This is a genomic window from Pseudomonas sp. DW-iso17 (genome assembly GCF_058725345.1).
Window position 1 is genome coordinate 55,175 of sequence record NZ_JBZXEA010000047.1, and the last position, 26,264, is coordinate 81,438.

The 26,264-nt window shown below is 60.7% G+C and carries 27 protein-coding genes; 13 read left to right on the forward strand and 14 right to left on the reverse strand.

The features are described 5' to 3' along the window. The 4 genes from AC4PS6_RS26610 to AC4PS6_RS26625 all read right to left on the reverse strand — a co-directional run bounded on the left by AC4PS6_RS26610 (position 1) and on the right by AC4PS6_RS26625 (position 3,101). Positions 1–471: a nuclear transport factor 2 family protein gene (locus AC4PS6_RS26610; RefSeq protein WP_020301224.1), complete on the reverse strand. Its 471-nt coding sequence runs from the start codon at positions 469–471 to the stop codon at positions 1–3. A gap of 99 nt (positions 472–570) precedes the next feature. After that, positions 571–1,215 (reverse strand): DUF1120 domain-containing protein, encoded by a 645-nt coding sequence (locus AC4PS6_RS26615; RefSeq protein ID WP_014717037.1) that lies wholly within the window; start codon positions 1,213–1,215, stop codon positions 571–573. Between the two features lie 232 nt (positions 1,216–1,447). After that, positions 1,448–2,083, reverse strand: a complete 636-nt coding sequence (locus AC4PS6_RS26620) for a response regulator (protein WP_014717036.1) — start codon at positions 2,081–2,083, stop codon at positions 1,448–1,450. Between the two features lie 199 nt (positions 2,084–2,282). After that, positions 2,283–3,101: a response regulator gene (locus tag AC4PS6_RS26625; protein WP_336826994.1), complete on the reverse strand. Its 819-nt coding sequence runs from the start codon at positions 3,099–3,101 to the stop codon at positions 2,283–2,285. Between the two features lie 389 nt (positions 3,102–3,490). Between AC4PS6_RS26625 and AC4PS6_RS26630 the strand changes: the two genes are divergently transcribed. From AC4PS6_RS26630 to AC4PS6_RS26670, 9 genes are all read left to right on the forward strand, one after another. After that, positions 3,491–4,111, forward strand: coding sequence for a DUF1120 domain-containing protein (locus AC4PS6_RS26630; protein WP_019817638.1), 621 nt, complete (start codon positions 3,491–3,493; stop codon positions 4,109–4,111). Between the two features lie 13 nt (positions 4,112–4,124). Beyond that, positions 4,125–4,247 carry a hypothetical protein gene (locus AC4PS6_RS26635; protein ID WP_256203223.1) on the forward strand — a complete coding sequence of 41 codons (123 nt, stop codon included), beginning with the start codon at positions 4,125–4,127 and terminating at the stop codon, positions 4,245–4,247. Positions 4,248–4,292: 45 nt separating this feature from the next. Beyond that, positions 4,293–4,907: a DUF1120 domain-containing protein gene (locus AC4PS6_RS26640; RefSeq protein ID WP_014717033.1), complete on the forward strand. Its 615-nt coding sequence runs from the start codon at positions 4,293–4,295 to the stop codon at positions 4,905–4,907. A gap of 12 nt (positions 4,908–4,919) precedes the next feature. Beyond that, on the forward strand, positions 4,920–5,540 hold the full coding sequence (locus AC4PS6_RS26645; RefSeq protein ID WP_019817636.1) for a DUF1120 domain-containing protein: 621 nt from the start codon (positions 4,920–4,922) through the stop codon (positions 5,538–5,540). Between the two features lie 3 nt (positions 5,541–5,543). Further along, a complete protein-coding gene (locus tag AC4PS6_RS26650; protein ID WP_032903334.1) occupies positions 5,544–6,227 on the forward strand; it encodes a DUF1120 domain-containing protein in 684 nt (227 codons plus the stop codon). Between the two features lie 28 nt (positions 6,228–6,255). Continuing rightward, a complete protein-coding gene (locus AC4PS6_RS26655; protein ID WP_014717030.1) occupies positions 6,256–6,960 on the forward strand; it encodes a fimbria/pilus chaperone family protein in 705 nt (234 codons plus the stop codon). A 119-nt stretch (positions 6,961–7,079) separates the two neighbouring features. Next, on the forward strand, positions 7,080–9,515 hold the full coding sequence (locus tag AC4PS6_RS26660) for a fimbria/pilus outer membrane usher protein (RefSeq protein WP_236466067.1): 2,436 nt from the start codon (positions 7,080–7,082) through the stop codon (positions 9,513–9,515). A gap of 11 nt (positions 9,516–9,526) precedes the next feature. After that, a complete protein-coding gene (locus AC4PS6_RS26665) occupies positions 9,527–10,666 on the forward strand; it encodes a DUF1120 domain-containing protein (RefSeq protein WP_492181063.1) in 1,140 nt (379 codons plus the stop codon). A gap of 11 nt (positions 10,667–10,677) precedes the next feature. Beyond that, entirely contained in the window at positions 10,678–11,319 is a 642-nt protein-coding gene (locus AC4PS6_RS26670) for a DUF1120 domain-containing protein (protein WP_020301231.1), read from the forward strand. Here the strand turns inward: AC4PS6_RS26670 and AC4PS6_RS26675 are convergent. Continuing rightward, a complete protein-coding gene (locus AC4PS6_RS26675; protein ID WP_014717026.1) occupies positions 11,316–12,581 on the reverse strand; it encodes a CynX/NimT family MFS transporter in 1,266 nt (421 codons plus the stop codon). The genes AC4PS6_RS26670 and AC4PS6_RS26675 overlap by 4 nt on opposite strands. After that, positions 12,571–13,230, reverse strand: a complete 660-nt coding sequence (locus tag AC4PS6_RS26680; protein ID WP_019817632.1) for a FadR/GntR family transcriptional regulator — start codon at positions 13,228–13,230, stop codon at positions 12,571–12,573. Before AC4PS6_RS26680 ends, AC4PS6_RS26675 begins: the two co-directional genes overlap by 11 nt. A gap of 159 nt (positions 13,231–13,389) precedes the next feature. Between AC4PS6_RS26680 and AC4PS6_RS26685 the strand changes: the two genes are divergently transcribed. Both AC4PS6_RS26685 and AC4PS6_RS26690 read left to right on the forward strand, forming a co-directional pair. Next, complete coding sequence (locus AC4PS6_RS26685) at positions 13,390–13,701, forward strand: type II toxin-antitoxin system MqsR family toxin (RefSeq protein WP_336826995.1); 312 nt, start codon at positions 13,390–13,392, stop codon at positions 13,699–13,701. Then, entirely contained in the window at positions 13,698–14,180 is a 483-nt protein-coding gene (locus AC4PS6_RS26690; protein WP_014717023.1) for a type II toxin-antitoxin system MqsA family antitoxin, read from the forward strand. Before AC4PS6_RS26685 ends, AC4PS6_RS26690 begins: the two co-directional genes overlap by 4 nt. Before the next feature lie 53 nt (positions 14,181–14,233). Here AC4PS6_RS26690 and AC4PS6_RS26695 read toward each other — a convergent pair whose 3' ends face one another. The 4 genes from AC4PS6_RS26695 to AC4PS6_RS26710 all read right to left on the reverse strand — a co-directional run bounded on the left by AC4PS6_RS26695 (position 14,234) and on the right by AC4PS6_RS26710 (position 18,402). Beyond that, positions 14,234–14,998 carry an amino acid ABC transporter ATP-binding protein gene (locus tag AC4PS6_RS26695; protein ID WP_003188759.1) on the reverse strand — a complete coding sequence of 255 codons (765 nt, stop codon included), beginning with the start codon at positions 14,996–14,998 and terminating at the stop codon, positions 14,234–14,236. Positions 14,999–15,008: 10 nt separating this feature from the next. Beyond that, positions 15,009–16,106: an amino acid ABC transporter permease gene (locus AC4PS6_RS26700; protein ID WP_014717022.1), complete on the reverse strand. Its 1,098-nt coding sequence runs from the start codon at positions 16,104–16,106 to the stop codon at positions 15,009–15,011. A gap of 10 nt (positions 16,107–16,116) precedes the next feature. Then, a complete protein-coding gene (locus tag AC4PS6_RS26705) occupies positions 16,117–17,298 on the reverse strand; it encodes an amino acid ABC transporter permease (protein WP_336826996.1) in 1,182 nt (393 codons plus the stop codon). Between the two features lie 72 nt (positions 17,299–17,370). Continuing rightward, entirely contained in the window at positions 17,371–18,402 is a 1,032-nt protein-coding gene (locus AC4PS6_RS26710) for an amino acid ABC transporter substrate-binding protein (protein WP_014717020.1), read from the reverse strand. Between the two features lie 346 nt (positions 18,403–18,748). Here AC4PS6_RS26710 and AC4PS6_RS26715 point away from each other — a divergent pair, with 346 nt between their 5' ends. After that, the gene (locus AC4PS6_RS26715; protein WP_014717019.1) at positions 18,749–19,405 is read left to right on the forward strand and encodes an alpha/beta hydrolase; all 657 of its coding nucleotides are present in this window, start codon (positions 18,749–18,751) and stop codon (positions 19,403–19,405) included. 95 nt (positions 19,406–19,500) lie between these two features. Next, positions 19,501–20,967 (forward strand): ATP-dependent RNA helicase RhlB, encoded by a 1,467-nt coding sequence (gene rhlB, locus AC4PS6_RS26720; RefSeq protein ID WP_032903341.1) that lies wholly within the window; start codon positions 19,501–19,503, stop codon positions 20,965–20,967. Between the two features lie 130 nt (positions 20,968–21,097). Here the strand turns inward: rhlB and moaE are convergent, their stop codons facing one another. The 4 genes from moaE to AC4PS6_RS26740 all read right to left on the reverse strand — a co-directional run bounded on the left by moaE (position 21,098) and on the right by AC4PS6_RS26740 (position 26,100). Beyond that, entirely contained in the window at positions 21,098–21,547 is a 450-nt protein-coding gene (gene moaE, locus AC4PS6_RS26725; RefSeq protein ID WP_014717017.1) for a molybdopterin synthase catalytic subunit MoaE, read from the reverse strand. Positions 21,548–21,549: 2 nt separating this feature from the next. After that, on the reverse strand, positions 21,550–21,792 hold the full coding sequence (moaD, locus tag AC4PS6_RS26730; RefSeq protein WP_014717016.1) for a molybdopterin converting factor subunit 1: 243 nt from the start codon (positions 21,790–21,792) through the stop codon (positions 21,550–21,552). Then, entirely contained in the window at positions 21,789–22,262 is a 474-nt protein-coding gene (gene moaC, locus AC4PS6_RS26735; RefSeq protein WP_014717015.1) for a cyclic pyranopterin monophosphate synthase MoaC, read from the reverse strand. Before moaC ends, moaD begins: the two co-directional genes overlap by 4 nt. Before the next feature lie 109 nt (positions 22,263–22,371). After that, entirely contained in the window at positions 22,372–26,100 is a 3,729-nt protein-coding gene (locus tag AC4PS6_RS26740) for an autotransporter domain-containing protein (protein ID WP_336826997.1), read from the reverse strand. Positions 26,101–26,264 lie beyond the last annotated feature (164 nt).

The following is a 26,264-nucleotide window of genomic DNA, read 5'->3' on the forward strand; positions in this document are numbered from 1 at the left end:
TCAACGCCCGCTCTGAAATACCTTCAGGCCTTTATTGGCCTGCGCGCGCACGGCGTTTTTCACCAGCGGCGTCCACCCCAGCAACAGGCCCTTGGCACCCAAGGCCTGGCGCGACCAACGCCACAGGTCAAAATGGTCGTGATGCTCGCAGATCTTGCCGTCGCGAAACACGAACCGCGCCTGGATATCGTTGACCACCGTATTGCCCGTCGCACTGAACAGATACGTCGCCACCCAGTGGGCACTGCCACCCGTGTCATCGCTGCGCACTTGATCGAACACCAGGGAAAAGTCCTTGGCTCGCGTGGTGAGCATGCGCCACATGTCGCCGGCATCCCGACCGCGCAATTCGCCAAATGCCGGGTCGCTGAACAGCACATCGTCGGTGTAGCAGGCCGCCATGGCTTCGGCATCCAGCCGCTGGAAAGCGCTATAGAACTGGGTGATCAGGGCGTTGTGGGCATCACTCATGGGCAGGTTCCGCACAATGAACAGGGGGCTGAACAATAGTCCGCGTTACAGCAGAAAGCTATGGCTTTACCCGTAAGGAATGCGTGATGCCCCACAGCGTTAAAGGTAGACGACGTCGAGCGTAGCGCTACCGTCTATGTAAACTTCCTCGGCAATCGGCAAATCCCTCTTGCCCGTCAGGGTCGTGGCAACGCCCACTTGCGCACTGAATCTGGTCATTGGAAAAGGCGCACTACTGCTGTCGTGGGCGGTACGCATCCAGCCTGGCTGCCACGTCGAACGGTCGGGTGCATTCACCCAGGTATTACCAGTCGGGGACTCGATTAAACCAACAGGGTTATCGTCGGCGGTAGCGTTAGACGTTGACAGTTCGTACCAACCGATTTTCTTCCCGGCGCTGGTCAGGCCCAGACCAAAACGTGAAAGGTCTTGCGGCTGAGTTGGATACGTGGGAATTGCAGTGCCCGGGCGATTATCCGTGCTCTTGACGGCCATCAGCACCGGCGCATCACAGGCCACCTCGAGCTGCAGCGTGGCCTTTGGAAGTACTTTATAGCCAAACTCCGGGAAGTCCTGAATCGAGATTTTGCCATGGTCCACTACCCCATCACCGGACAATGTGGGTGTACAGGCGGAGGGCGTGATCACACCGACGACACTGAGGTCCACACTGGAGGCGGCCATTGCATTGGAAACACCGGCCAGCACAAACGCGGCGGTAATAAGTACACGAGAGGGATGCATATAAGCGCTCACTTGCGGTCGTTCAACTACACAGGACAAAAGGCACCTGCACGTGCGCCATCAACCTGCATGTTCGACTCATCTAATAGACTAGGGATTTGGGGACGGCCATCGCACATATTGCAAAGGCACCGTGGCTACTTTAAAGACCGCCTCTTTCAAACCCCATACAACTAATACGAATTGAAAAAAACACCGGTTAGTTTCAGCCTCGTCATAAAACTGTAACTTTCTAAGGCACCATTCCCGCATCTCGGGCGTAAGCAAACAAGTCAACGTCGGTAGAAATACTCAACCGTTGCATGGCGGTGCTTTTCTGCTTGCTGATAGTTGAAATACTGCGATTGACCTGTGCTGCGATCTGGCTGACGGTCATGCCGCTGGCCAGCATCCGCACCACCTCGCGTTCCTTGCCCGACAACTGCGGCTCTTGGGATTGATCGCCCGTTCCCGCCTCAACCAGTTGCACTCGCAGGCATTCGCTGGCAAAGGTCTGCCCGGCGCACACCGCCTTTATGGCCAGGGGCAACTCCCTGGCCGAAGCGCTTTTGGCGACAACCGCCTTGGCACCATGAGCGAAAGACGCGCGCAAGGTGGCGACGTTGGCGAACATGGTCACCAGAATCACCGGCAACTTCGGATACTGGCGATGCAGCAGCCCCAACAAACCATAACCGTCAGCGTGCTGGCCGCCCGGCATGGCGAAGTCCGTGACGAGCACATCGCACGGGGTGGTGCTCAATACCCCAAGCAACTGATCAGGACCGTCGGCCTCACCCACCACTTTGCACTTGCCATTCGCCTCAATCACGACTTTCTGCCCGACTCGGACAATAGGATGATCGTCAGCAATAATTACTCGAAGCATAGATACCCACGCATGATGGCAACTTGGACCCGCGCAAAATACCTCCGCCAGCGCCCATCAACAACTGCTAACAAAGAGCTGCTTGCAGCCGCGCCCAATATTCAGTAGTGGGTATTTTTTGGACTACAACACAATAGGAAAGTACCTACAACCAAAACTAGGCAGTCAGCAGCACTTACAACCCCGGCGGGTTCTTGCCTCAAATGCTGGACAGGTACTCAAGACAGACACACAAGCGTGTCTGGAACACGTCCAAATCCCTGCTGTGTGCTGCAACTCCATCGGTCTGCACTTGCTTGATCAACTGTGTAGCGGTGATTTCAAGGTCGCAACTCCCCAAAAACACCAGGCTGCCAACCAAGCGATGGAGGCGCTCCGCAGCCAGTGACGCATTCAGTGTCGCACAGGCATGACGCAAGACACGGTGGTCCTCCCATGCTTCGATCAACAGGCTTTCGAGCAGCGAGTCAACAATCAGGTCGCTGCCAAACGTCGCAACCAGCGTGGCACGTGTTGGCCAAACGGCGCACGGCAATGTGTCCTGCCGGTCGGGTTGGCCAGCATCACCGCCTGGCAACCAGCGCACCAACAGGGCTTGCAGTTGTTCCAGGGTCAGCGGTTTGAGCAGCCAGGCATCCATTCCGGCGTCAAGACATCGCTGAGGGCTGTCGTTCTGCAGGTTGGCGGTCAAGGCAATGATCGGTACCCGTTTCAAACCGTGGTCGCGCTCATGCTGGCGAATGGCACGGACCATACTGTAGCCATCCATGAACGGCATCTGGCAATCGCTGATCACCAAGTCAAAGGGCCGGCTGGTGAACGCGACCAGGCCCATGAACCCGTCGGCGACCAGCTCGTGCCCCAGCCCCAGCTTCTGTAACAGCCATCCCAACAACAGGCGGTAGGCGGAGTGATCCTCTACGACCAGGATATTCAACTGTTGCCAATGACGCGGTACGGCAACAGGCGGCTTGAGTGTCTGGCTCGCTCCTGCGGTTGAACCTGAAAGCGAACCCATCAGTACCTCTTCGTGACTATTGATCCGGCGGCAATCCGCCGCACTGGTGCAATAGCCAAAAAGGCCTATTCGGCAGCAACGATCGCCACATCCATTTGAATGTTATCGACCTGAAACAAATAACCTTTTGAGCAATTAAAAGCCGATACAACAACTACGAAAAAATCCACTGGCTCATGGCCGCCGCGCATCAGGCCAATGTCGTATTAGTTGTATTTCCAACGTGCCACCCCCTGGCTAAATTGGGCCCACCCCAAAAGAGGGACGGTTTGCCACTCGGCAGCCGCGAAAAAATCGAGAGCGCCACTCGGCAAACCGCCCGTCCATGTCGGGTCGGACGCTGCCCTGCACGCGCCTCCATCTGCCAGCCTGCAATGGAAAAAATTGAAATGAAGATCCGTATATCTCTGCTGAGCAGCGCCCTGCTGCTGGCAATGACTTCGTCTGCGTTCGCTGCCAGCAGCGTGGACCTGACCGTCAAAGGGGTGATCACCCCCAGCGCCTGCACCCCCAACCTGCCAGGCGACATTGATTACGGAAAAATCGCAGCGAAGGATCTGAGCCCCGACAGCCATACCTGGCTTGAGCATCGGACACTGAAACTGAGCGTCAACTGCGATGCGGCGACGCTGTTCGCCATCCGCACCGTCGACAATCGGGCCGGCTCGTCAACCATCGGCACCTTTGGCCTGGGCTTGACCGACGAAAACGAAAAGCTCGGTGGGTTTGAGCTGTCGCTGCTCAGTCATACCTCTGAGACGCCCTCCACAGCATTGATCCAGTACCCCTGGAGCCCGACATGGACTGTGCTTTACCCGGATGACGGGGTCACCCCCAACACATTGGTAGGTTTTGGCGGTCGCAGTGATAGCGGTTGGGCCCCGCAACCACTTCAGGACGTGGTCATGGACATCTCCGTACGTGGCGCCATTGCACCTACCAATACCCTGACACTGGACAGCGAGGTGGCAATGGACGGTTCCGCGACCTTCGAAGTCAACTATCTGTAAGGGGGCTTCTTCGATGAAGCTCTGCCTAGCCCTACTCGGCAGCGTCCTGTCGCTGGCGGCGAGCGCCCGCCTATTGGCCGCCAGCGCTGTGGATAAGCGTCCAGGCCCGGGCACTGCAGAACGCTTGTATCTGTAACTCCCTCTAGAAGATTCAAACCACCCCCAGGAGATCCATTCGACCATGAAGGTACTCACGTTCAGCCTGACAGGCGTGTTGCTGCTCTGCCCGCCAGCATTCGCCAACAGCAACACCGAGTTGCTGGTCCAAGGCGTCATCACCCCCAGCGCGTGCGCCCCGGTGGTCTCCGGCGGTGGCATTGTCGACTTCGGCAAGGTGTCGGTCAAAGACCTCAATACCCACACCTATACCGATTTGCCCAGGGAAACCATGCTCTTGAGCGTGCGTTGCGACGGGCCGACTTTTTTTACCCTCAACACCATCGATAACCGCCCGGGTACGGCTGCCAGCCACTTCAGCTGGCACGGCCTGGGCACCACGGCCAACGATGAAAAAGTCGGCGACGCCGGGCTTGGCCTCTATAACCCGGTGGCCGACAACGTATCGGTGCGCACCATCACTTCAAGGGATGGCGGCACGACCTGGATGCCCTCCGTGATGCTCAGTCACACCTTGCTGACGGCGGTCGCCAACAGCGACGACGTGACCCCCATTGCGATCCAGGAACTGGACGCCGAGATACGCCTGATTACTCACATTGCACCCGCCAACGACCTGACGCTTACCGACGAAGTCCCCATCGACGGTCACGCCACTGTGCAAGTCAATTACCTCTAAGGAGCCCGCACCATGAAAACCCGCTTGACCACCCTGGCCGCCAGCCTGTTGCTGCTCAACTCGGCCGCCACCTTCGCCGCGTCCACCGTTGACCTGACCGTCAAAGGCCTGATCGTGCCCAGTGCCTGTACACCGAGCCTGTCCGGTGGTGGCGTGATCGACCACGGCAAGATTTCCGCCAAGGACCTGAACCCGGACAAAAATACGGTCATCGGCAACAACACACTGAGCATGGCGGTCAATTGCGACGCGCCGATCCAGTTTGCTCTGCACTCGATCGATAACCGCGCAGCGTCCGGCAGCTCGATACGTTACGGTCTTGGATTTATCAATGAGACCCAGGTGCTTGGCGGGTACATCCTGACGTTCGCCAACCCGGTTGCCGAAGGTGGCGTCGTGGTGCAGCCGATTGCGTCGGGCGACCAAGGTAATACCTGGTACAGGGAAAAGTTCTGGGACCCAGGCCTGTACATGTCAGTCGCCGCGATGGATGACGACACCCAGCCACTGGCGGTCAAGGACCTGAGCCTCGACTTGGAAGTGCAAACCATCATTAATCGCGCCGATGGCCTGGACCTGAGCAATGAGGTCACCATCGACGGCTCCGCCACCCTTGAAGTGAAGTACCTTTAACCCATGGCGGCCCATCCCTTGAACATTGACAGGCATGGGCTGCGCCTGCCGATGCCTGTGTTGGCTGCACCCGCCCGTCTCTGTGCCGCCGTACTGTGCCTGCTCATCGCGTTCCAGGCACACGCGGGCTCGTTCGTCGACCTCACGGTAACCGGCCGGGTCACACCGGACGCCTGTCATATCGAGCTGACGGACGAGGGCATTGTCGATCACGGCAAGATCCCGTCCCACAGCCTCAACGTCGACGAGTTCACCGTGCTGCCCAGCCAGATGCTTGATCTGCACGTGCTGTGCGCCCGGCCCATGCTGTTTGCACTGGTGGGCATCGACAATCGTGCCGAGTCGTCACTGGCGCCCGACTACTTCTATGGGCTGGGAAGAAACATACACGCCCCTGAGGAGCGTCTCGGTTCCGTAGCGTTGTCCTATCGCGACGCCCTGGGCGACTCACAGCCGTTGCAGGTACTGGCCTCCATCAACAGCGGCGAGACCTGGTCACAAGACCCCAATGCCTATCCACGCTCCTACATGGCCTTCGCGCCGCCCGGTGACCGTCAGCCCGAGTTCATCAGCCAGTTGCTGGTCAGGCTGCAGGTGGACACGGCCATCAACTTTTCGCAGTACCTGACACTGGACCAGGAAGTCCCTCTGGACGGCTCCATCGTCCTGGATTTGCGCTACCTCTGACCCAACTATCGCCTAATGGAAAACCGTCATGACCATGACACGCTCAAACACCGCCGTCGGCGCCCTGGCCCTGCTACTGGTGCTGGGTAATCCAGTAAAAGCCGATGGCATGGTACCCGACACCTCCGTGGTGATCGTGCACGAAGCCGAGGGCGAAGCCGCCGTGTCGGTGACCAACACCGACAGCCAGCTCGCGCTGCTGCATGTGACCTTGCTGGATATTCCAGAAGACACCGAGCCGCTGCTGGTGGTGACACCGCCGTTGTCACGGGTTGAGGCGTCCAAATCCCAGCTGGTGCGGTTCATCCTGCAGAACCAGCAGCCGCTGCTCACTCAGCGACTCAAACGCGCCGTGTTCGAAGGCATGCCGCAAGGTCGCGCCGCCACTGCCGCCGGGCATGCCCGCGTGGGCGTGACTGTGCGCCAGAACCTGCCGGTAATCGTGCACCCCAAGGGCCTGGCGCCGAACCGCACACCGTGGACCGACCTGACCTGGACCCTGCGCGACGGCCAGTTGCAGGTGCGCAATGACACGCCTTATGTGGTGCGCCTGGCGCAGGAGCTGCTGCTGTTGCCAGGTAACGGCAAAGCCATGCTGCCGCGCACCTACGTGCTGCCGGGCGAAGCCATCAGCGTACCGGCCAGCGGTGGTCAGGCCAGCACAGTCAGGCTGCAGCCGGCCACGGTGTATGGCTTTGCGGTCAAGGCCTACGACGCACCGATCACCCTCTGACGGAAAACCACAGGCGTCGCACCATCGACCGACGCCTGGATAACGAAGTGACGGCATATCGACCGTCACCAGAACGCCGGGCGCACACGGCCTGAGTGTTCACTACAAGAGTACCTTGCGTGATAACAGTATTGAGTTACCGTGACGGCGAAGCCGTGCCCGCCATCCTTGCCCGACCGCCGTTGCCGTTGGCGCTGCTGCTGTGCGCAGTGCTGTCGACCAAGGCCTGGGCCGATGATTCGAGCCCGGCCGGCTTCGACACCCAGACCTTGCATCAACGTGGCATTGACCCACAGCTGGCCAGCCTGTTGCTGGCCGCACCGCGCTTCGCCGCCGGGCGACATACCGTCCACCTGCGGGTCAACGGCGAGCGACGCGGCCGGCATGATGTCAGTTTTGATCAGCAGGGCAACCTGTGCTTTGACCGGGCCTTGCTGGACGCCGCCAACCTGCAGTTGCCCAGTGAAACCGAAGGTTGCCAGGACTTCCTTGGGCAATATCCGCAAAGCCTGGTGGAGCCGGATCCGGCGACACTGACGGTATCCCTGGTGGTGCCCACCGAAGCGCTGCGCCCGGTGCGGCAGGATATTTCCGGCTACGAAACCGGCGGATTTGCCGGGCTACTCAATTACGACCTCAGCGGCTTCTACAACCGCTTCGGCGATGACGCCAGCCGGTTCGGCTCGGCCAATACCGAGGTGGGTTTCAATGCCGGCGACTGGATCGTGCGCAGTCGCCAGGTGCAGACCTGGCAGGATGGCCTGTCACGCAGCACCCACTTGGAAGCCTATGCTCAACGCACCTTCGCCAGCCATCAGGCAGTGCTTCAGGCCGGGCAGATCAATCTGTATAACCCGGTGCTGTCCGGCGCACAGATCACCGGGGTGCAAGTGCTCACCGAACACGCCCTTCAGGAGCAGGGCCAGGGTGCGCTGATCCAAGGTATCGCCAACAGTCCCGCACAGGTCGAAGTGCGGCAGAACGGTGCGTTGATTCACTCCACCGTGGTGCCTGCCGGCCCCTTTGCCCTGACCGATGTGCGCCGGTTGAACACGCGCTCGGATGTGGAGGTCACGGTCAAGGAAAGTGTCGGCGGTGAGCGACGCTTCACTGTGCCGGCGGCCATGCTGGGTCTCGGGTTGCCAGCGCCGGGTTACTCCGTGGCGGCGGGCCGGGTACGTAATGTCGGCGACGCCAAAGGGGATGATCCATGGGTGGTCAGTGCCGGCTGGACAGGCGCCCTGCATCCTCAAGTGACCCTGGGCAGCGGCGTGCTGGCGGCCAGCGAATACCGCTCGGTGGGCGCCAGCCTGGGCTGGATGCCCTGGCTGGACAGTCAGGTCCAACTGTCCACGCAAGTGTCCAACACCCAGGCGCGTGAAAAAGTCTCCGGTGTGCAAACCGATCTTTCCTGGTCCCAGCGCCTCAACGAACAGTGGTCATTCAGCGCCGCCAATTCCTGGCGCAGCCCCGGCTACCGCGAACTCGAAGAGAGCACCTACGAGCGCGACGACCGCAATCGCGCTTCACGCTACCGCGACCAGCAAAGCCTCAACCTGGGGTGGTCGCACCCAATACTGGGTGCATTCAGCGCCGGGGTTTCGCGCTCATCCAACTTCGCCGGCGACAGCAGCAGCCGCGCATTGGCATCCTGGGGCACCAGTATTGGCGCGGTGTCTTTGTCAGCCAGCGCCGAATGGCAAATGGGCGGCAGCCAGCAACAAGATAACGCGGTTTACCTCAACATCAGTGTGCCGCTGGGCGAGAGCCGCCGACTGCGCAGTTGGGTACGCAACTCCGGCGGCGAAAACCGCACCGGCATGGGCGTGACCGAACAGATCGACGACCAGCTCAGCTACCGGGTCAGCGCCGAACATGACAGCAGCGATCATCAGGTGGAAACCACCGTCGGCGTCTCGGCGTTGCCACGCTACAGCCAGCTCGACTTCAGCTACAGCCGCTCCGATGCCGAGCGCTCCAGTTATCAAGGGGGGGCCCGCGGCGCAGTGGTGATGCACGGTGGCGGCGTGACCCTTTCCCCCTACCCGGTGCGCGACACCTTTGCCCTGGTGTCCGTCGGCGACATGAGCGGCATCAAGCTCAGTACCCCCAGCGGGCCGGTCTGGACCGATTGGCAAGGCCAGGCCGTGGTGCCGCAAGTGGCCGCGTACGGGCGCAGCCCGGTGGAAGTCCAGACCCGCTCGCTGCCGCGCAATGCCGATATCAACAACGGCCTGGCAATGATCTCGGCCGGACGCGGCGCGGTGGACAGGGTCGAGTTCGGCGTCGGTTTGACCCGCCGTGTGTTGCTCACCGTCAGTCACGACGACGGCTCGCCGCTGCCTGCGGGCGCCTCCGTCAGCAGTGCCAGTGGTGAGTTTGTGACCTTGGTGCAGGACGGCAGCCAGGTCTTTCTGCCCAACGTACTGGATCAAACGACGCTGTGGATAACCACACCCCAGGGAGGCCGTTGCCAGTTGCACTACCAACTGGCAGCCAAAGCCGACCCGTCGGTGTACTTCGAATCGGCTCCCGCACGTTGCCGCGTACCTTGAGGATTTCTGTCATGCCCCTTTCAACCTGTATGCGCTCACTCTGTATGTGGCTACTGCTCGGCATCGCCGGCACGGCCCAAGCCTTGGAAGAATGCCAACTGAACGTCAGCGAAGCTCAGGTTGATTTCGGTCTGATGAACCGTATTGCGCAACACGACGGCGCGCCGGAACGCTTGCTCGGTGAGCGCCGCCTGAGCGTGAACGTCAACTGCCCCCAGGCCGAAGACCTCAGCCTCTTCTATCGTGCGCTGGCTGCCACCCCGCAGCGCCTGCAATTTACCGAACACGGCAGCTATGCCATCGAGGTCGGCAATGCCGTGCTCGACGGTCGCGCCGTTGAATTGGGCTTGCTGACCGCTGCCGGCCAGCCCCCCGTGATGAGTGCAACGGTACTGGAGTGGCGCCCCGGGCACGGCATCGCACCGATTGAACAAGGTGCCGTGCTCATGGGCAAAACCCTTTCGTTGCAACTGACGCTACGCGCCTGGGCCGGTGTGGCGGCAATACAAGCCAGAGACGCAACTACCTGGGAAGTCTCTGGAATGCTGTACGGCGCAAGCCACGGCCGCTACCGGGAACTGACGCTGCGCGCGCACTTTGCGCCCGTTGCTTGCCTGCCGACACTGTCGGACCACGGCGTGGTCGACTATGGCACGTTGTACGCCAAGGACCTCAGCGCCACCAACGAAACACCCCTGCCCACTCGTACGCTGCGCCTGAACGTGAGCTGCGACGCGCCGATCCGCTTTGGCCTGCGCATGAAAGACAACCGCGACGGTTCGGCCACCGGCGGCACTGATGAAACGGCCTATGGACTGGACTTGGACGCCAGCCGTAACAAAATCGGGCGTTTTTATTTGACCATCGACCCGGGGGAATTCAGCGCCGATAGCTTTCCCACCTTGTACCGCACCGACTCCACCAGCAATGGCGTGGCGTGGAGCAGTTCCACCGCCCGGCAGATCCCCATGGCGGCCAACAGCCTGCTGGGTTTTACCGACAAGACAGGTGTCACCACCGGGCCGGTGTCCATGCAGACACTGACCGGCACGATGCGCATCAAGACGTATCTGGCGCCCATGCAAAGCCTGGATCTGCGTGATGTCGTGCGCATCAATGGGTCCGGCACTCTCGAAATTGTCTACTTGTAGGAGTTCGCATCATGAAAAGACACCTTCTTTGCAGCCTGCTTTTATGCGGCAGCGCCCAGGCACTGGCGGCCTCCACGGTTGACCTGAGCGTCCAGGGCCTGATCATTCCCGCCGCCTGCTTGCCACAACTCTCCAGCGGCGGCCTGATCGACTACGGCAAGATTGCCCAACAAGATCTGAACCTGGAGACCGCCACGCGCCTGCCTGTCAAGAACCTGCACATCGGCATTGCCTGCAACGGCCCCGTGCGCTATGCCTTGCGCATGGCTGACAACCGCGACGGCTCGGCCATGGTCAACAGCGAGATTTACTACGGGTTGGGGTTCGATAACAGCGGTAACCGCCTGGGAGTCTACTCCATGACCTTCGACCCTCGGCAGACGCAGGCCAGCAACACCGCACAGATCTACGGCACTGAATCCACCACCGGTGGCCTGGCGTGGCGAACCTCCAACCTCAACCCCATCGACATCGGCTCCAGGAGCTACCTGGGCTTCACGGACGTCGAGGGCAGCGTCAGCGGGCCCACGGCGATCGGTATCCTGGGAGGCATGGTGACGGTGCAGACCGTGATCAATGCGCGCAAGAATCTGGACTTGAGCGTAGAAACACCGCTCGATGGCTCGGCCACGCTGGAAGTGGTGTATCTCTAGACTTTCTCGCTGGTGACTTGCACATAGCGCGCACGGCCGGCGCCGAGGCCCGCGACGATGGCGCCCAGGCCGATCACGGCGAAGATCCAGCCGATAGCCGTCCAGCCGCCGGTCCAGTCATGTACCAGGCCGACCGCGAAAGGGCCGAGGGAGGCCAGGGTGTAGCCAATGCCTTGGGCCATGCTCGACAGGTTGGCCGCCACATGGGAATCGCGTGAACGCAACACGATCAGGGTCAGCGCCAGGCTGAACGTCCCGCCCTGCCCCAGGCCCAGCACAATCGCCCAACCCCACAGGCCATCCAGCGGCGCGTACAGGCACCCGAACAAGCCGCCGAGCGTCAACAGCATCACCACCACGATCGCCAGACGCTGGTCCTTGCCCCGCGTCGCCAGCCACGGCGCGGCCAGGGAGCTGAGCAATTGCACGATAATCGAGCCCGACAGCGCCAACCCGGCTTCGGTCGCGCTCAGGCCGCGGCCGATCAGGATCGACGGCAACCAGCCGAACACGATGTAGGCCAGTGACGACTGCAGGCCCATGTACAGGGTGACCTGCCAGGCCAGCGGATCGCGCAATAAACCCTTCACACGATAGGCCACACGATGGGCTCCGTGCTTCTGCCCAACCTGGGGCAACCAGACCAGGGCCGCCACCAGGGCCGGCAGGATCCAGAAGCCCAGGCCGATCTTCCAACTGTCGCCAAAGGCGTGGCTCAGTGGCACCGAGGCACCGGCCGCCATGGCGGCGCCCAAGCACAACGCCATGGTGTAGACACCGGTCATGGCGCCGGCCTGGCTGGCGAAATCGCGCTTGACGATACCCGGCAGCAACACGCCGATGATGCCAATGCTGGCACCTGCAACCAGGCTACCGAGGAACAACCCCACCTCACCGAACGAACTGCGCAGGATGATCCCCGCGGCCAGGGTCAGCAGGATGCCGAGCACCACGCGCTCGGCGCCGAAACGCCGGGCCAGCATCGGCGCGGTAGGTGCAAACAGGCCCAGGCACAGCACCGGCAAGGTGGTTAGTAAACCGGCCTTGGCGGCGGACAGGCCTAAACTGCTCGAAACCTCTGCCAGCAACGGCGACAGGCTCGACAAGGCCGGGCGCAGGTTCAAGGCCACCAACACCAGGCCCAGCAACAGCAGCCATGGCCGAACCACGCTCGGCTGCGCCTGCTGCACGCTGTCGTCGTCAGCTTCGGCGTCGATCAACAGTTCTTCGAGTTCGGTCTTGCGTGGGGCTTCAGGGTTCATTGATCAACTGCCGGCAGAGGGATTTGGCGCGGTCCGGGTCTTGTTGTTCCACCGCATCGAGTAGCGCTCCATGCAGGTCGAACACCGCCTGGCGTCGCGGTGAGCGGTTCAGGGTCTGGCGCAGCTGCGCGCCGACAATGGCGGAGAAGTAGTGGTACAGCTCGCTCAAGGCCGGGTTGTGCGCCGCATCCACCAAGTGCTGGTGGAAGATCAGGTCGGCACTGATATAGGCCTCCAGGTCACCGTGATAACGCTCGGCGCTGAGGTCGAGCGCCTTGCGCAACGCCGTAAGGTCCGCTTCGGTACGACGCAACGCAGCCAGGCCGATGGCCTCCACTTCCAGAATCTGACGCGTCTCCTGCGCCTGCTCCAGCGTGCAATGAGACAGCGCCCGCATTGTGCCCAGCGGGTCGGTCATCGAGCGCAGGTAACTACCATCGCCCTGGCGAATGTCGATCAAGCCAGAGAAGGCCAATACCCGCATGGCCTCGCGCACGGTGTTACGGCTGATCCCCAGCTCGGCAGACAACTCGGGCTCGGTGGGCAGGCGCTCGCCGATGGCCCATACGCCTTGGGAGATGCGCAGGCGCAGTTGCTCCAGGGCCTGGTCGACCAGGGAGCGTTTGATCAGCGGGGCGATGTCTGTCATGGGTTTAGCGCTTTCGTCCAATCATAGGATGAATTTCCCTACAGGCTATTCGGAGTTGCCTACAAAGGCAACGCACTAGGGTTCTTAGGCAGGAAAAGGAGCAGTATTTTCGATTGGTAAAATTACCCTTAGAGGGTAATTATTGGACTCAGGTGTCTTATGGAAAAGTACACACCTCATTACGATTTGGCCCTGATCAAGGCGGATGTCAGGCGGCTTGGAAAACAAGCTTTTACCAAAACAGCACGCAACTGCGGGGAAAAGCTCGATCTGAGCAACACGCAAATGCAGGAGGTTGTTTACAAGCTAACGGGCAAGATGCTGTTTAAATCCATGACAAGTTATGGCGACCATTGCGTCTGGCAAGACGTTTATCACATTCACTCACATGGCCTGGAGATCTACATCAAGGTGAGGTACCGCACGGACGGTAAACCTCCGGTGATCTCCTTCAAGGAGAGTAACCTATGAAAACAGAACAGTGCTTCAGCTGCGGCCAGCATGACGGAATGCGACATTTTTCGGGTCGCAGCGAAACATCGGAAGTCAAAGGCTTGCACCGCCGAATCGACAACCTTTCAGGCTGGGAGTGCCAAAGTTGTGGTGAGGTGATCTTTGACCCTGAAGACGCGGACCGCTATTCAGATCACTGTGATGAGATGGTCTACAGCTTCAGACGAATGATCGGTAACGAGATAAAGCGCATTCGTCGCAAATTGCATCTTTCACAAAAGGACACTGTGCAACTGCTTTCCGGCGGCGGACATAACGCACTTTCACGTTACGAACGCGGTGAGCTGCTGGCGCCAAAATCCCTCGTCGTGCTTATGCGCTTGCTTGATCGCCACCCGCATCTGCTCGTTGATGCAAAAACCTTGAGTGAGGGTGCTGATATGCGTAACACCACGCATACAACCCACAAAGAACACGAGATCGCGACGACGCCCTGACTGAGGGCAAAAAACAAACCCGGCACCAGGCCGGGTTTATTTTTAACACTCCATCAATGCAGTATCTGGCTCAAGAACAACCGGGTCCGCTCATTCTGCGGGTTATCAAAGAAGTCATTCGGTGCCGCCTGTTCCACGATCTCGCCCTTGTCCATGAAGATCACGCGGTTGGCCACGGTGCGGGCAAAGCCCATTTCGTGGGTCACGCACAACATGGTCATGCCGTCTTCAGCCAGGCCGATCATGGTGTCCAGCACCTCTTTCACCATCTCAGGATCCAGCGCCGACGTCGGCTCATCGAACAACATGATTTTGGGCTTCATGCACAGCGCGCGGGCAATCGCCACGCGCTGTTGCTGGCCACCCGAAAGCTGCCCGGGAAACTTGTGGGCCTGCTCCGGAATGCGCACACGCTCCAGGTAGTGCATGGCGATTTCCTCGGCCTTGCGCTTGGGCATCTTGCGCACCCACATCGGCGCCAGCGTGCAGTTTTGCAGGATGGTCAAATGCGGGAACAGGTTGAAGTGCTGGAACACCATGCCGACTTCACGGCGGATCGCTTCGATCTGCTTGAGGTCGTTGGTCAGCTCCACGCCATCGACCACAATGCGGCCCTGCTGGTGCTCTTCCAGGCGGTTAAGGCAGCGGATGGTGGTGGACTTGCCCGACCCCGAAGGGCCGCACAGCACAATACGCTCGCCCTGCTTGACGTTGAGGTTGATGTCTTTCAACACATGGAACTGGCCGTACCATTTGTTGACGCCCTGCATCTGGATAATGCCTTCAGGGCTCACAGGCTGTTTGATTGCTTCGCTCATCAAAAAACTCCTAACGCTTGTGGCCAGTGTCGAGCTTGCGTTCCAGATGCATGGAATAGCGCGACATACCAAAACAGAAAATCCAGAACACCAGGGCGGCGAACACGTAGCCTTCAGTGGCCATGCCCAGCCATTTGGGGTCGGCGGCGGCTTGCTTGACGCTGTTGAGCAGGTCGAACAGGCCGATGATGATCACAAGGCTGGTGTCCTTGAACAGGGCGATGAAGGTGTTGACGATCCCTGGGATCACCATCTTCAAGGCCTGCGGCAAGATCACCAGGCCCATGCTGCGCCAGTAGCCCAGACCCATCGCCGCAGCGGCTTCGTATTGGCCCTTGGGAATCGCCTGCAAACCACCGCGCACCACTTCGGCCACATAGGCCGACTGGAACAGGATCACACCGATCAGCGCCCGCAGCAGCTTGTCGAAGTTCATGCCTTCAGGCAGGAACAGCGGCAGCATCACCGACGACATGAACAGCACGGTGATCAACGGCACGCCGCGCCAGAACTCGATGAAGGTCACGCAGACCACCCGAATGGCGGGCATGTTCGAACGCCGTCCCAGCGCCAGCACAATGCCCAGCGGCAAGGCGCCCGCGATGCCCACGGTGGCGATCACCAGGGTCAGCATCAGGCCACCCCATTGGCTGGTCGCCACATTACTCAGGCCGAACACGCCGCCGTGCAGCAAGCAGTAGGCGATGATCGGGTACAGCACCAGAAAGCCCAGGCCGTAAATCGCCTTGCGTGGGAAACGCGAGATAAACAACGGCGCCACGCCTACGATGGCCAGCCACACCGTCATGTCCACGCGCCAGCGCAGGTCGACGGGGTAGTAGCCATACATGAACTGCCCGAAGCGCTGTTGGATAAACACCCAGCAGGCGCCCTCCTTGGTGCAGTCGGCGCGGGTGGTGCCCACCCAGTTGGCATCGAGGATGGCCCAGTGCAGGATCGGTGGCACCACCAGGTACACCAGGTAGATCGCCAGCAAGGTCAGCAGTGTATTGAGCCAGCTCGAGAACAAGTTGGCGCGCATCCAGGCCACCGGCCCGAAGACTTTGCTCGGCGGTGGCATGTCAGGTTTGAACGTATGCGTAGTCATGGGTGTGTCCTCACCGCTCGATCAGCGCAATGCGCTTGTTGTACCAGTTCATCAGCAGGGAAATGCTGATGCTGATCGCCAGGTACACGCTCATGGTGATGGCAATGACTTCAATGGCCTGGCCGGTCTGGTTGAGCACCGTGCCGGCAAACAGCGAAACCATTTCCGGATAACCGATACCGGCGGCCAACGACGAGTTTTTCGCCAGGTTCAGGTATTGGCTGGTCAGCGGCGGAATGATCACGCGCAGCGCTTGCGGGATGATGACCTTGCGCAGCGTCGGCCCCGGGCGCAGGCCTAGTGAACGTGCCGCTTCGGTCTGGCCATGGCTGACGGACTTGATGCCCGAGCGCACGATCTCCGCAATAAACGCCGCCGTGTACACAGTCAACGCCAGGGTCAACGCCAACAACTCTGGGATCAGCACCCAGCCACCGACGAAGTTGAAGCCCGCAAGCTTGGGCATTTCCCAATGCAGCGGCGTGCCGAAGATCAACACGCACAACGTCGGGATTACCACCAGCAGCGCCAGGCCCGCCCAGAATTTATGGAAGGGAACCCCCGTCGCCTCAAAGCGCTTGTTGGCCCAGCGGGTCATCAGCACGATGGCAACGATGGCGACCATCAGGCTGGCGACAAACGGCCAGAACCCGTCGGAGGCCAGCGCTGCCGGCATGTTCAGGCCACGGCTGCTGACAAAGAAGGTGTCACCGAAGTTATGGCTGTTGCGCGGCCCTGGCATGGTCAGGAACACCGCGAAGTACCAGAACAGGATCTGCAACAGCGGCGGAATATTGCGGAACACCTCCACGTACACCGTCGCCAGCTTGTTGATCATCCAGTTGGGCGACAAGCGCGCCACGCCGATGATGAAGCCGAGCAGGGTTGCCAGCACCACACCGATGACGGTCACCAGCAAAGTGTTGAGCAGGCCGATGACAAACACCCGGGCATAGCTGTCCGATTCGGTGTAGTCGATCAAGTGCTGCGCGATGCCGAAGCCGGCACTGCGCTCGAGAAAGTCGAAACCCGAGGTGATGCCCCGGTGTTGCAGGTTGGTCTGGGTGTTATGGAACAGGTACCAGCCCAGCGAGACCACCGCCACGATCGTGATGATCTGGAACAGCCACGCACGCACTTTGGGGTCGCTGAAGCTGAGCTTCTGCTTGGGTGCGCCGATTTTATTTTGCATGAAGTGCCCCGAAAATAATGGAACAGAACATCACCCGGCAGTTGGCCTACCGGGTGACAGAACCATCAGCGATCAGCGCACAGGGGGTGCGTATTGAATGCCGCCGTTGTTCCACAGGGCGTTCAGGCCACGGTCGATTTCCAGCGGCGTGCTCTTGCCCAGGTTGCGCTCGAACATCTCGCCGTAGTTACCCACTTGCTTGACGATCTGTACCACCCAGTCCTTCTTCACTTTCAGGTCTTTGCCGTATTCGCCGTCGGCACCGAGCAGACGCGCAACGTCCGGGTTCTTGGTGGCCTTGGCTTCAGCCTCGACGTTCTTGGAGGTCACACCGGCCTCTTCCGCGTTGAGCATGGCGTAGCCCACCCAGCGCACGATGGCCAGCCACTCGTCATCGCCGTTACGCACGACCGGGCCCAGGGGCTCCTTGGAAATGGTTTCCGGCAGCACCACGTAGTCTTTCGGCGAGGCCAGCTTGCTGCGCTGGGCGAACAGCTGGGACTTGTCGGAAGTCAGTACGTCGCAACGCCCGGATTCCAGCGACTTGGCGCTTTCATCGGAGGTGTCGAAGGTGATCGGGGTGTATTTGAGGTTGTTGGCGCGGAAATAGTCGGAAACGTTCAGCTCGGTGGTGGTACCGGCCTGGATGCAGATGGTTGCACCATCCAGTTCCTTGGCACTTTTCACGCCCAGCTTGTTGTTCACCAGAAAGCCGATGCCGTCGTAGTAGGTAATGAAGCCCGGGAATTTCAGGCCCATGCCCGCGTCGCGCGAGCTGGTCATGGTGGTGTTGCGCGACAGGATGTCGACTTCGCCGGATTGAAGCGCGGTGAAACGCTCCTTGGCGTTCAACTGGCTGAACTTGACCTTGGTGGCATCGCCAAATACGGCAGCCGCCACCGCGCGGCAATAGTCAGCGTCGATCCCGAGGATCTTGCCGCTGGCATCCGGCACCGAGAAACCCGGCAGGCCGTCACTCACACCGCACTGCACAAAGCCTTTCTTCTGCACGGCGTCCAGGGTGGCGCCCGCGTGGGCAAAACCACTGACACCCAGTACAGCCGCCGCAGAGACGATGGCCAGGGTGGATTTCAATACCTTCATTACAAACCTCCAATTGCTCTTGTTGTGTCGGAGCTCCAACCTCAGCGCACCCTTATGAGGCGATATCGACCCGTGTTGGTTTTTTTTGGGGCCAAGCAGCATGAGGTTTTTGCGGTAATTCCAGTTGCTTTCCCACAGGCGGCAGTCACTGATAGTGTTACCGTCCTAGGAGAGTTCTGACATCGAGCTACACATAGCAAGGCGCGTACCAGAGTCTTGGTCGAGTGGCTGCAACTGCGGTTACATGGCAAAAGATTCAGCCTTGCGACATTCTCTTAACAGATCAACCTGTTGCGCACCGTTCCGACGCACCTCATCGGAGCGCCCGCACATCTATGGAGCAGACATGACCGAACCCTTGATTCTTCAGCCCGCCAAGCCCGCAGACGCCTGCGTTATCTGGTTGCATGGCCTGGGCGCCGATCGCTACGACTTCTTGCCGGTGGCCGAAGCCCTGCAGGAAACCCTGCTGACCACCCGCTTCGTTTTGCCCCAGGCACCTACGCGTCCGGTGACCATTAATGGTGGCTACGAGATGCCTAGCTGGTACGACATCAAGGCCATGAGCCCGGCCCGTTCGATCAGCCTGGAAGAACTGGAAGCGTCGGCAAAAATGGTCACCGACCTGATCGAGGCGCAACAGAGAACCGGAATAGACACCTCGCGAATTTTCCTCGCCGGTTTTTCTCAAGGTGGCGCGGTGGTCTTCCACACCGCGTTTAAGAAATGGGAGGGCCCCTTGGGCGGTGTGATCGCCCTCTCCACCTATGCGCCCACCTTCGATAATGAGCTGGAATTATCCGCCAGCCAGCAACGCATCCCCACGCTGTGCCTGCACGGCCAGTACGACGAAGTGGTACAAAACGCCATGGGCCGCAGCGCCTACGAGCATTTGAAGGGCCGTGGTGTCACCGTGACATGGCAGGAATACCCAATGGGCCACGAAGTGTTACCCCAAGAGATACACGATATTGGCACCTGGCTGACTGAACGCCTGCGCTGAACCCCGTGTTTATGTAGCCGTATGACAGACGCACTACGCCGCGCTCGATTCTTGCATTACACTGGCCGGCGTACATTCCTTAACCAATTAATGAGATGACCGTGCTCAAAGCACTCAAGAAGATGTTCGGCAAAAGCGAGGCTGAGCCGCTCGCGCCTGTTCCCAGTGCTCCTGCCCCCAAGCCCGGCAACCGCAATGACGGTCAACAGCCCGGCCGGAACGCACCCGCCGCCTCACCGAGCAAAACCACGGTGACGCCGCCCGAACAGGTAAAGCCTGCCGAGCCCGCCCCGACGCCTGTGGCCAAGCCCCGTCGCGAACGTGCGCCCAAGCCGCCCGTGACCCCCTGGAAACTCGAAGACTTCGTCGTCGAACCCCAGGAAGGCAAGACCCGCTTCCACGATTTCAAACTGGCCCCGGAACTGATGCACGCCATCCAGGACCTGGGTTTCCCGTACTGCACGCCCATCCAGGCGCAAGTGCTGGGCTTCACCCTCGCGGGCAAAGACGCCATCGGCCGCGCCCAGACCGGCACCGGCAAGACCGCCGCGTTCCTGATCTCGATCATCACCCAATTGCTGCAAACGCCGCCGCCCAAAGAGCGCTACATGGGTGAACCGCGTGCGCTGATCATCGCCCCGACCCGGGAGCTGGTGGTGCAGATCGCCAAGGACGCCGCCGACCTGACCAAGTACACCGGCCTCAACGTCATGACGTTCGTGGGCGGCATGGACTTCGACAAGCAGCTCAAGCACCTTGAAGCCCGTCACTGCGACATCCTCGTCGCCACCCCGGGCCGCCTGCTCGACTTCAACCAGCGTGGCGACGTACACCTGGACATGGTCGAAGTGATGGTGCTGGACGAAGCCGACCGCATGCTCGACATGGGCTTTATCCCGCAAGTACGCCAGATCATCCGTCAGACCCCGCCCAAAACCGAGCGTCAGACTTTGCTGTTCTCCGCGACCTTCACCGAAGACGTGATGAACCTCGCCAAGCAGTGGACCACCGACCCGTCTATCGTCGAGATCGAAGCACTCAACGTCGCCAGCGAAAACGTCGAGCAACATATCTACGCCGTCGCCGGTGCTGACAAGTACAAGCTGCTCTACAACCTGGTCAACGACAACGGTTGGGAACGCGTGATGGTCTTCGCCAACCGCAAGGACGAAGTGCGCCGCATTGAAGAGCGCCTGGTGCGCGACGGCGTCAACGCTGCGCAACTGTCGGGTGATGTGCCGCAGCACAAGCGCATCAAGACCCTGGAAGGCTTCCGTGAAGGCAAGATCCGCGTGCTGGTGGCTACCGATGTAGCCGGTCGCGGTATTCATATCGACGGCATCAGCCACGTGATCAACTTCACCCTGCCGGAAGTGCCGGACGACTACGTGCACCGCATTGGCCGTACCGGACGTGCCGGGGCAGCGGGTGTGTCGATCAGCTTTGCAGGGGAAGATGACTCGTACCAGCTGCCGTCCATCGAGGCGTTGCTGGGGCGCAAGATCAGCTGTGAGACGCCGCCGACGCACTTGCTGCGGGCTGTAGAACGCAAACGCCCCTGATACCGGAATGCGGTAAAAAAAATGTGGGAGCTGGCTTGCCTGCGATGCAGACACCTCGGTTTTTCAGTCACGCCGAGGTGATGCTATCGCAGGCAAGCCAGCTCCCACATTGGTTTCTACGTCTGGCTGGCTACTTCCAGCGATCCGCTGCGGCGTGGTCACTGCTGCGCCCTTCTACCCAACGCGGCCCCTCGCTGGTGTTTTCCTTCTTCCAGAACGGCGCCCGCGTCTTCAAGTAATCCATCACAAATGCGCAGGCATCAAACGCCGCCTGCCGGTGCGCACTGGCCGCGCCGACAAACACAATCGGCTCGCCCGGTTCCAGCGTGCCGATACGGTGCAGCACCTCCAGCTTGAGCAACGGCCAGCGCTGTTCGGCTTCCACGGCGATCTTGGCCAGGGCTTTTTCGGTCATGCCGGGGTAGTGTTCAAGAAACATCCCCGACACCTCGCGCCCGTCATTGAAGTCGCGTACATAGCCGACAAAGCTCACCACCGCGCCCACGCCCACGTTGGCCGCGTGCATGGCGTTGACTTCGGCACCTGGATCAAAGGCTTCGACCTGCACACGAATGGCCATGATCAGCCTCCGGTCACGGGTGGGAAGAAGGCGACTTCATCGCCGGCTTGCACCGGCTCGTCCAGGCTGCACAACTCCTCGTTGCGCGCACACATCAGGCTCGCTTCGTTGAGCACGGCGAATTCCGGATCAGCAGCCAGCGCGAGGCGCACGGCGTCAACAGTGGCAAACTCACCTTCCATCTCCAGCGAATCGAAGCCCACCGCTTCGGCGTAGCGCGCAAAAAACAGTACGTTGATACTCATTGCTCATCCGCCTTGAAATGCCCGCTCTTACCGCCCAGCTTTTCCAGCAGGCGAATACTCTCAATGGTCATGCCGCGATCCACCGCCTTGCACATGTCGTAAATCGTCAGTGCGGCGACGCTGGCGGCGGTCAGGGCTTCCATCTCAACGCCGGTCTGCCCGGAGAGTTTGCAGCGCGCCACGATACGAACCGCGTCTGTACCGTCGGCACTCAGCTCCACCTTGACGCCGGTGAGCATCAACGGGTGGCACAGAGGGATCAAGTCACTGGTTTTTTTCGCTGCCTGGATCCCGGCAATGCGGGCCACGGCAAACACGTCGCCTTTGGGGTGGGCGCCGTCGACAATCATTTGCAGGGTGGCGGGCAGCATGCGCACCCGCGCTTGCGCCACGGCCTCACGGAACGTCACGGCTTTGTCGGTGACGTCGACCATGTGGGCGCGACCTTGGGAATCGAGATGAGTCAGCACAGCAATACTCCTGATCAGGAGCAGCGATTGTAAACCTGTGGGTCAAAATTTGCGCAGGGCTGTTTATCCCATCCTGTAGGAGCGAGCTTGCTCGCTCCTACATTCAAGGTTAGAACCGGAAAGTAAACCCGGCATTGATGCCGTTATTGTTCCCTCGGTTGGAGAGCAAGCCGCTGTAGTTCAACGACACCAAGGTGTCCTGGGTCAGGGCCATTTCCGCACTGGCTTTGATCACCGCGCCATCCCTCGCCACAGGTACGCTGTTGACGGCGAAGGCCGTGTCACTTCCGGCAAACTTCAGAGAAGCTTCACGATCGATGTCACCAAACTGGTGCTCCCACCCCAGCTCACCGCGCAGGGTCACCGCCGAGGTGGACGTGAGTGGCAACTGAGTATGGCCACGCACGCCCAGGGTGGAGAGCGTCGCGTCCTGGCTTTGCTGGCTGGCATGCAAGGCTGCAGCACCGCCTTTTTCCTTGAACGAGTCGCTTTGATAGTTCAGATACGTGAGGTTGGCGAAGGGTTCAAGCACGCGCCATTGGGTGTAGCCGATCTCGGCAAACACTTGGTCGGTGCGCGCGTTGTAGTCGGCTTTGGCATGGTCCGACTGATTGGCATAGGCCACCCGACGCGAAGTGTCCAGACGGTGCCAGGTGCTGGCACCGCCCAGGCGCAGGGCAATCGCCTCGAAGCGTTTGCCGCCGTAGACCGACAGGTGATAGTTGTCGCTGTCGGCCGACGCCGACTGGCCGTTAAGGTGGCTTTGGGTGTAACCGGTCGCCGCCCCCAGACGCCAGCCGTCGTTCACCTCGGTGTCCAGGCCCAGCAGTACGCCGCTGGTGGACGAGGAGTAGCCGCTGGCGTTGTTGTCACCACTGACGTTGTTGCGTCCACCGAGTAGCTGTACCCAACCGCCGTTGTCACGGCTGTCGATCTGCGCGCTGGAGTCCAGTGCCTGCGCCTGTTGCAGGCGAGCGTTGACCGCTTCACGCAGGTAGCGGCTGTCAGCCATTTGCGCTGCGGCCACGTCCGAATGCAATTGCCCTGAAAGTTGCTTGAAGCCCTGCCGCGCCTGGGCGGCGGAATCCGACGCCAACAGGCTTTCGTAGACCGGGCTGCCTGCGCCCAATGTCTCGGCCACCGTCGCCACCGCTCGCTCATTGCGGGTTTGCGCGACACTGGCGAAGGTGGTCTGGTTGCGGGCTATCGCCAGGGTCAATTGGTTCGGTTGATAGTTGAGCGCAGTGCCTATGAACAGGTAGTTGGGGGCAAACGCTGCAAACTGCCCTTGGATACCTTGGCTGGCACTGAGGATATTGAACTGCTGGCCCAGCAAGCTGCGCGCCTCGGTGGCGGTCAACAGGTTGGGGCTGTTCTCCAGGGACACGTTCACCACACCGCCATTGAGGGTCGCCACCCCGCTGCTCTGCAACTGGTCGCTGCGGCCATCGGCCCCGACTTCGACGGCATACACCGAACCCGGGTTGAACGTGACATCGCCGGTGCGCAGTGTGCCAATCGAATGCCCCGGGGCCACTCGCCCACCGTTGTTGACGGTCAAGGCGCCCACCGTGCCGTTGCCGGCCAGGGTGCCGCCCAGTGTGGTCATCACGCCGTTATCGGCATTGCGCGTGCCTACGGCGCTGCTATCTACCGTCACGGCAGAGGTCAATGCGCCGTCCACCGACAATTTGCCTCCGCGCACCCAAGTACTGCCCGAATAGCTGTTCTGGCCTTCCAGCACCAACTCGCCATCCCCGGACTTGACCAGGCTACCGACGTAGGTGCTGCCGGTGAGCACGTCCTGGCCGCGGGTGAGTGTTGCCTGCTCCCGGGCATGACCCATGTCGTATTCAAACTGATCGTCGGCCGAGGCATTGGCGGGCAGGCCATCGAGCCAGCCTTTTTGCTGCTTGGTGGCGGCCCAGGTCGCCTGTTCGGCAGCGTCTTCTACGCGACGGGCGCGAATGGCCTCATCGGAAATCGGGTTGGCCCAGATATCGCGGGTACCGCTGGGCAACGCCACTGCTACCGCACCGAGGAACTGCCCCGGCCCTTGCATAGCTTTTTGCAGGTTGGGCAAGCCCCAGCCACTGACCACACCTGGTACTTGTGGGACACCCGGCGCGGCATCATGCACCGGTTGCAGGTTGTCATAGGTGCGGCCTCCGGTCAGCTCGCCAACCGGCGTGTCCGGGCCATCCGGCGCCTGCAGGCTGGAGGTGGTCAGCAACACGTCCCGCGCCTGGCTGGGCGTCATATAGGGGAAGCGCTGCATCACCAACGCCAGGGCTCCGGAAACGCTCGGCGCGGCGGCCGAGGTGCCGTTGGCATTCGGGATAATTTCGCCCTCGGGGCCGGCGGACGGGATGCCCGACACGCCCATCACGCACCACCACTTGGAGGTACCGCAACGGTTGTAGACCTGGGCGCTGGTCTCGTCGTAGCCGGTGATGGAGAGGAACTTAGCTTCGATATCCGGCTTGAAAAACGGCAGGTTCGCATTGGTGTCCGGGTTGGCACCGTGGCTGTCGTTGCCCGCAGAGATGATCTGGATGAACGTGTTTTGCCGGGCCGCATCGGCCATGGCGTCCATCCAGGTTTTCTGCCCGGCGTGGGCTTTGTCCCAGAACGGGCGATAGGCGGCGGTCATGTCGCGCAGGTTCTGCGCGGCGCTGTCGCCGACGTTGCCGAAGTGGTTCTCCACGTCATTACGCGAGCTCTGCCCCCAGCTCTGGTTGACGATCGCCACGTTCTTCGCCGCCAGGGCGTTGTAGCTGGCCATGAATGCGTTGTAGTCGAGGTCGTTGGAGCCTTGGTAGCGGTCGTTGTCGCTGCCGCCGGTGTTGGCGACAAACAGATTGGCGTCGAAGGCAATGCCGTGCATACCGGTGCCGTCGCGGTTGGCGGCCAGCACCCCGGACATTTCTGTGCCATGCCCGTCGTTGAACGCGGGGTCGTATTCCCCTGGGATGCTGAAATGTTCGCCCTGCTTGAACTCGCCGCTGGGCACTTCAAGGCGGTAGCGCGGGTGGGTAGCGTAGTACTCGCCCGTGGAGGTCACCGCCTGCACCCGGTCCTGGCCCTGAGCGTTCTTGCCCTGGAACTCGGAGTGTTCGGTGAGGATGCCCGAGTCCAGCACGCCAACATTGACCCCCTTGCCAGTGATGCCCAGGGCATAGGCGTAATACGCGTTGGTGCGGTCCAGGCCGGAGTTGACCTGGGCTTCCGGGGTCTTCCAGGTTTGCGCGTTGGCGCTCCAGTCACGGGTTGCCCCAGCCCAGAACTGGCCTGCGTTCAACTGCCCGCTGAGGTTGCTGCTAACGCCCGGCTCGACGTAAGTGTAAGGCTTGGCGGCCGGCAGGTTGGCGATAATGGCTTTGGAGAAGTCGAGGATATTGGTGGTGTAACGGCCGCTGTTGCTGAACAGCCGGCTGCGGTAGTAGTCCAGGCGCGAGGCATAGTCCAGTGGCCGCCGGGTGTCGCCGAGCATGGCGGCGATGGTCAGGTTTTCGGGTTGTAGCTCGTAGTTTTGCTTGAGGGCCGAATCGAATTTGCCGGACTGGGCGGCGAAATCCTTGGCCGCGAGATCGACGATATCCGCGTAGGCAAACCTGAGGTTTTTGTACACGGCCGTCTCAGGGCCGAATGAGGCGACGGCTGTCCTGAACGCCGACTCCAATACCTGCGGGGTGTAAGGGTTATCGTCTGCCCTGGCCATGGAACCGTGGCCCAGCCATAACGCCAGGCCGAGTGCTATGGGTGTGAGGGGGATGGTCTTGAAGCGGGGGGTACGATTGCGTTGCGACACAGTGAAGCCATTACCTGCTACGTCCATTTTCCTTTCCCTTTGGATATGTGCGTCATCAATGAGCGGTGTTTCGGGCTTTTGTAATAGGCAGGGTCACGGTGAAAACCCTGGACAGGTTTTCCAAGCGTTCGTCGAATCAAGGAGGTGGCGTTCCGACGGGGTCAAGCAGTGTTCTTATTGTTTTTACCGCA

Bases quoted from the DNA above. Each gene is read 5' to 3' on its own strand.
- AC4PS6_RS26610 (WP_020301224.1), bottom strand. From the start codon at position 471: ATGAGTGATGCCCACAACGCCCTGATCACCCAGTTCTATAGCGCTTTC.
- AC4PS6_RS26615 (WP_014717037.1), bottom strand. From the start codon at position 1,215: ATGCATCCCTCTCGTGTACTTATTACCGCCGCGTTTGTGCTGGCCGGT.
- AC4PS6_RS26620 (WP_014717036.1), bottom strand. From the start codon at position 2,083: ATGCTTCGAGTAATTATTGCTGACGATCATCCTATTGTCCGAGTCGGG.
- AC4PS6_RS26625 (WP_336826994.1), bottom strand. From the start codon at position 3,101: ATGGGTTCGCTTTCAGGTTCAACCGCAGGAGCGAGCCAGACACTCAAG.
- AC4PS6_RS26630 (WP_019817638.1), top strand. From the start codon at position 3,491: ATGAAGATCCGTATATCTCTGCTGAGCAGCGCCCTGCTGCTGGCAATG.
- AC4PS6_RS26635 (WP_256203223.1), top strand. From the start codon at position 4,125: ATGAAGCTCTGCCTAGCCCTACTCGGCAGCGTCCTGTCGCTGGCGGCG.
- AC4PS6_RS26640 (WP_014717033.1), top strand. From the start codon at position 4,293: ATGAAGGTACTCACGTTCAGCCTGACAGGCGTGTTGCTGCTCTGCCCG.
- AC4PS6_RS26645 (WP_019817636.1), top strand. From the start codon at position 4,920: ATGAAAACCCGCTTGACCACCCTGGCCGCCAGCCTGTTGCTGCTCAAC.
- AC4PS6_RS26650 (WP_032903334.1), top strand. From the start codon at position 5,544: ATGGCGGCCCATCCCTTGAACATTGACAGGCATGGGCTGCGCCTGCCG.
- AC4PS6_RS26655 (WP_014717030.1), top strand. From the start codon at position 6,256: ATGACCATGACACGCTCAAACACCGCCGTCGGCGCCCTGGCCCTGCTA.
- AC4PS6_RS26665 (WP_492181063.1), top strand. From the start codon at position 9,527: ATGCCCCTTTCAACCTGTATGCGCTCACTCTGTATGTGGCTACTGCTC.
- AC4PS6_RS26670 (WP_020301231.1), top strand. From the start codon at position 10,678: ATGAAAAGACACCTTCTTTGCAGCCTGCTTTTATGCGGCAGCGCCCAG.
- AC4PS6_RS26675 (WP_014717026.1), bottom strand. From the start codon at position 12,581: ATGAACCCTGAAGCCCCACGCAAGACCGAACTCGAAGAACTGTTGATC.
- AC4PS6_RS26680 (WP_019817632.1), bottom strand. From the start codon at position 13,230: ATGACAGACATCGCCCCGCTGATCAAACGCTCCCTGGTCGACCAGGCC.
- AC4PS6_RS26685 (WP_336826995.1), top strand. From the start codon at position 13,390: ATGGAAAAGTACACACCTCATTACGATTTGGCCCTGATCAAGGCGGAT.
- AC4PS6_RS26690 (WP_014717023.1), top strand. From the start codon at position 13,698: ATGAAAACAGAACAGTGCTTCAGCTGCGGCCAGCATGACGGAATGCGA.
- AC4PS6_RS26695 (WP_003188759.1), bottom strand. From the start codon at position 14,998: ATGAGCGAAGCAATCAAACAGCCTGTGAGCCCTGAAGGCATTATCCAG.
- AC4PS6_RS26700 (WP_014717022.1), bottom strand. From the start codon at position 16,106: ATGACTACGCATACGTTCAAACCTGACATGCCACCGCCGAGCAAAGTC.
- AC4PS6_RS26705 (WP_336826996.1), bottom strand. From the start codon at position 17,298: ATGCAAAATAAAATCGGCGCACCCAAGCAGAAGCTCAGCTTCAGCGAC.
- AC4PS6_RS26710 (WP_014717020.1), bottom strand. From the start codon at position 18,402: ATGAAGGTATTGAAATCCACCCTGGCCATCGTCTCTGCGGCGGCTGTA.
- AC4PS6_RS26715 (WP_014717019.1), top strand. From the start codon at position 18,749: ATGACCGAACCCTTGATTCTTCAGCCCGCCAAGCCCGCAGACGCCTGC.
- rhlB (WP_032903341.1), top strand. From the start codon at position 19,501: ATGACCGTGCTCAAAGCACTCAAGAAGATGTTCGGCAAAAGCGAGGCT.
- moaE (WP_014717017.1), bottom strand. From the start codon at position 21,547: ATGGCCATTCGTGTGCAGGTCGAAGCCTTTGATCCAGGTGCCGAAGTC.
- moaD (WP_014717016.1), bottom strand. From the start codon at position 21,792: ATGAGTATCAACGTACTGTTTTTTGCGCGCTACGCCGAAGCGGTGGGC.
- AC4PS6_RS26740 (WP_336826997.1), bottom strand. From the start codon at position 26,100: ATGGACGTAGCAGGTAATGGCTTCACTGTGTCGCAACGCAATCGTACC.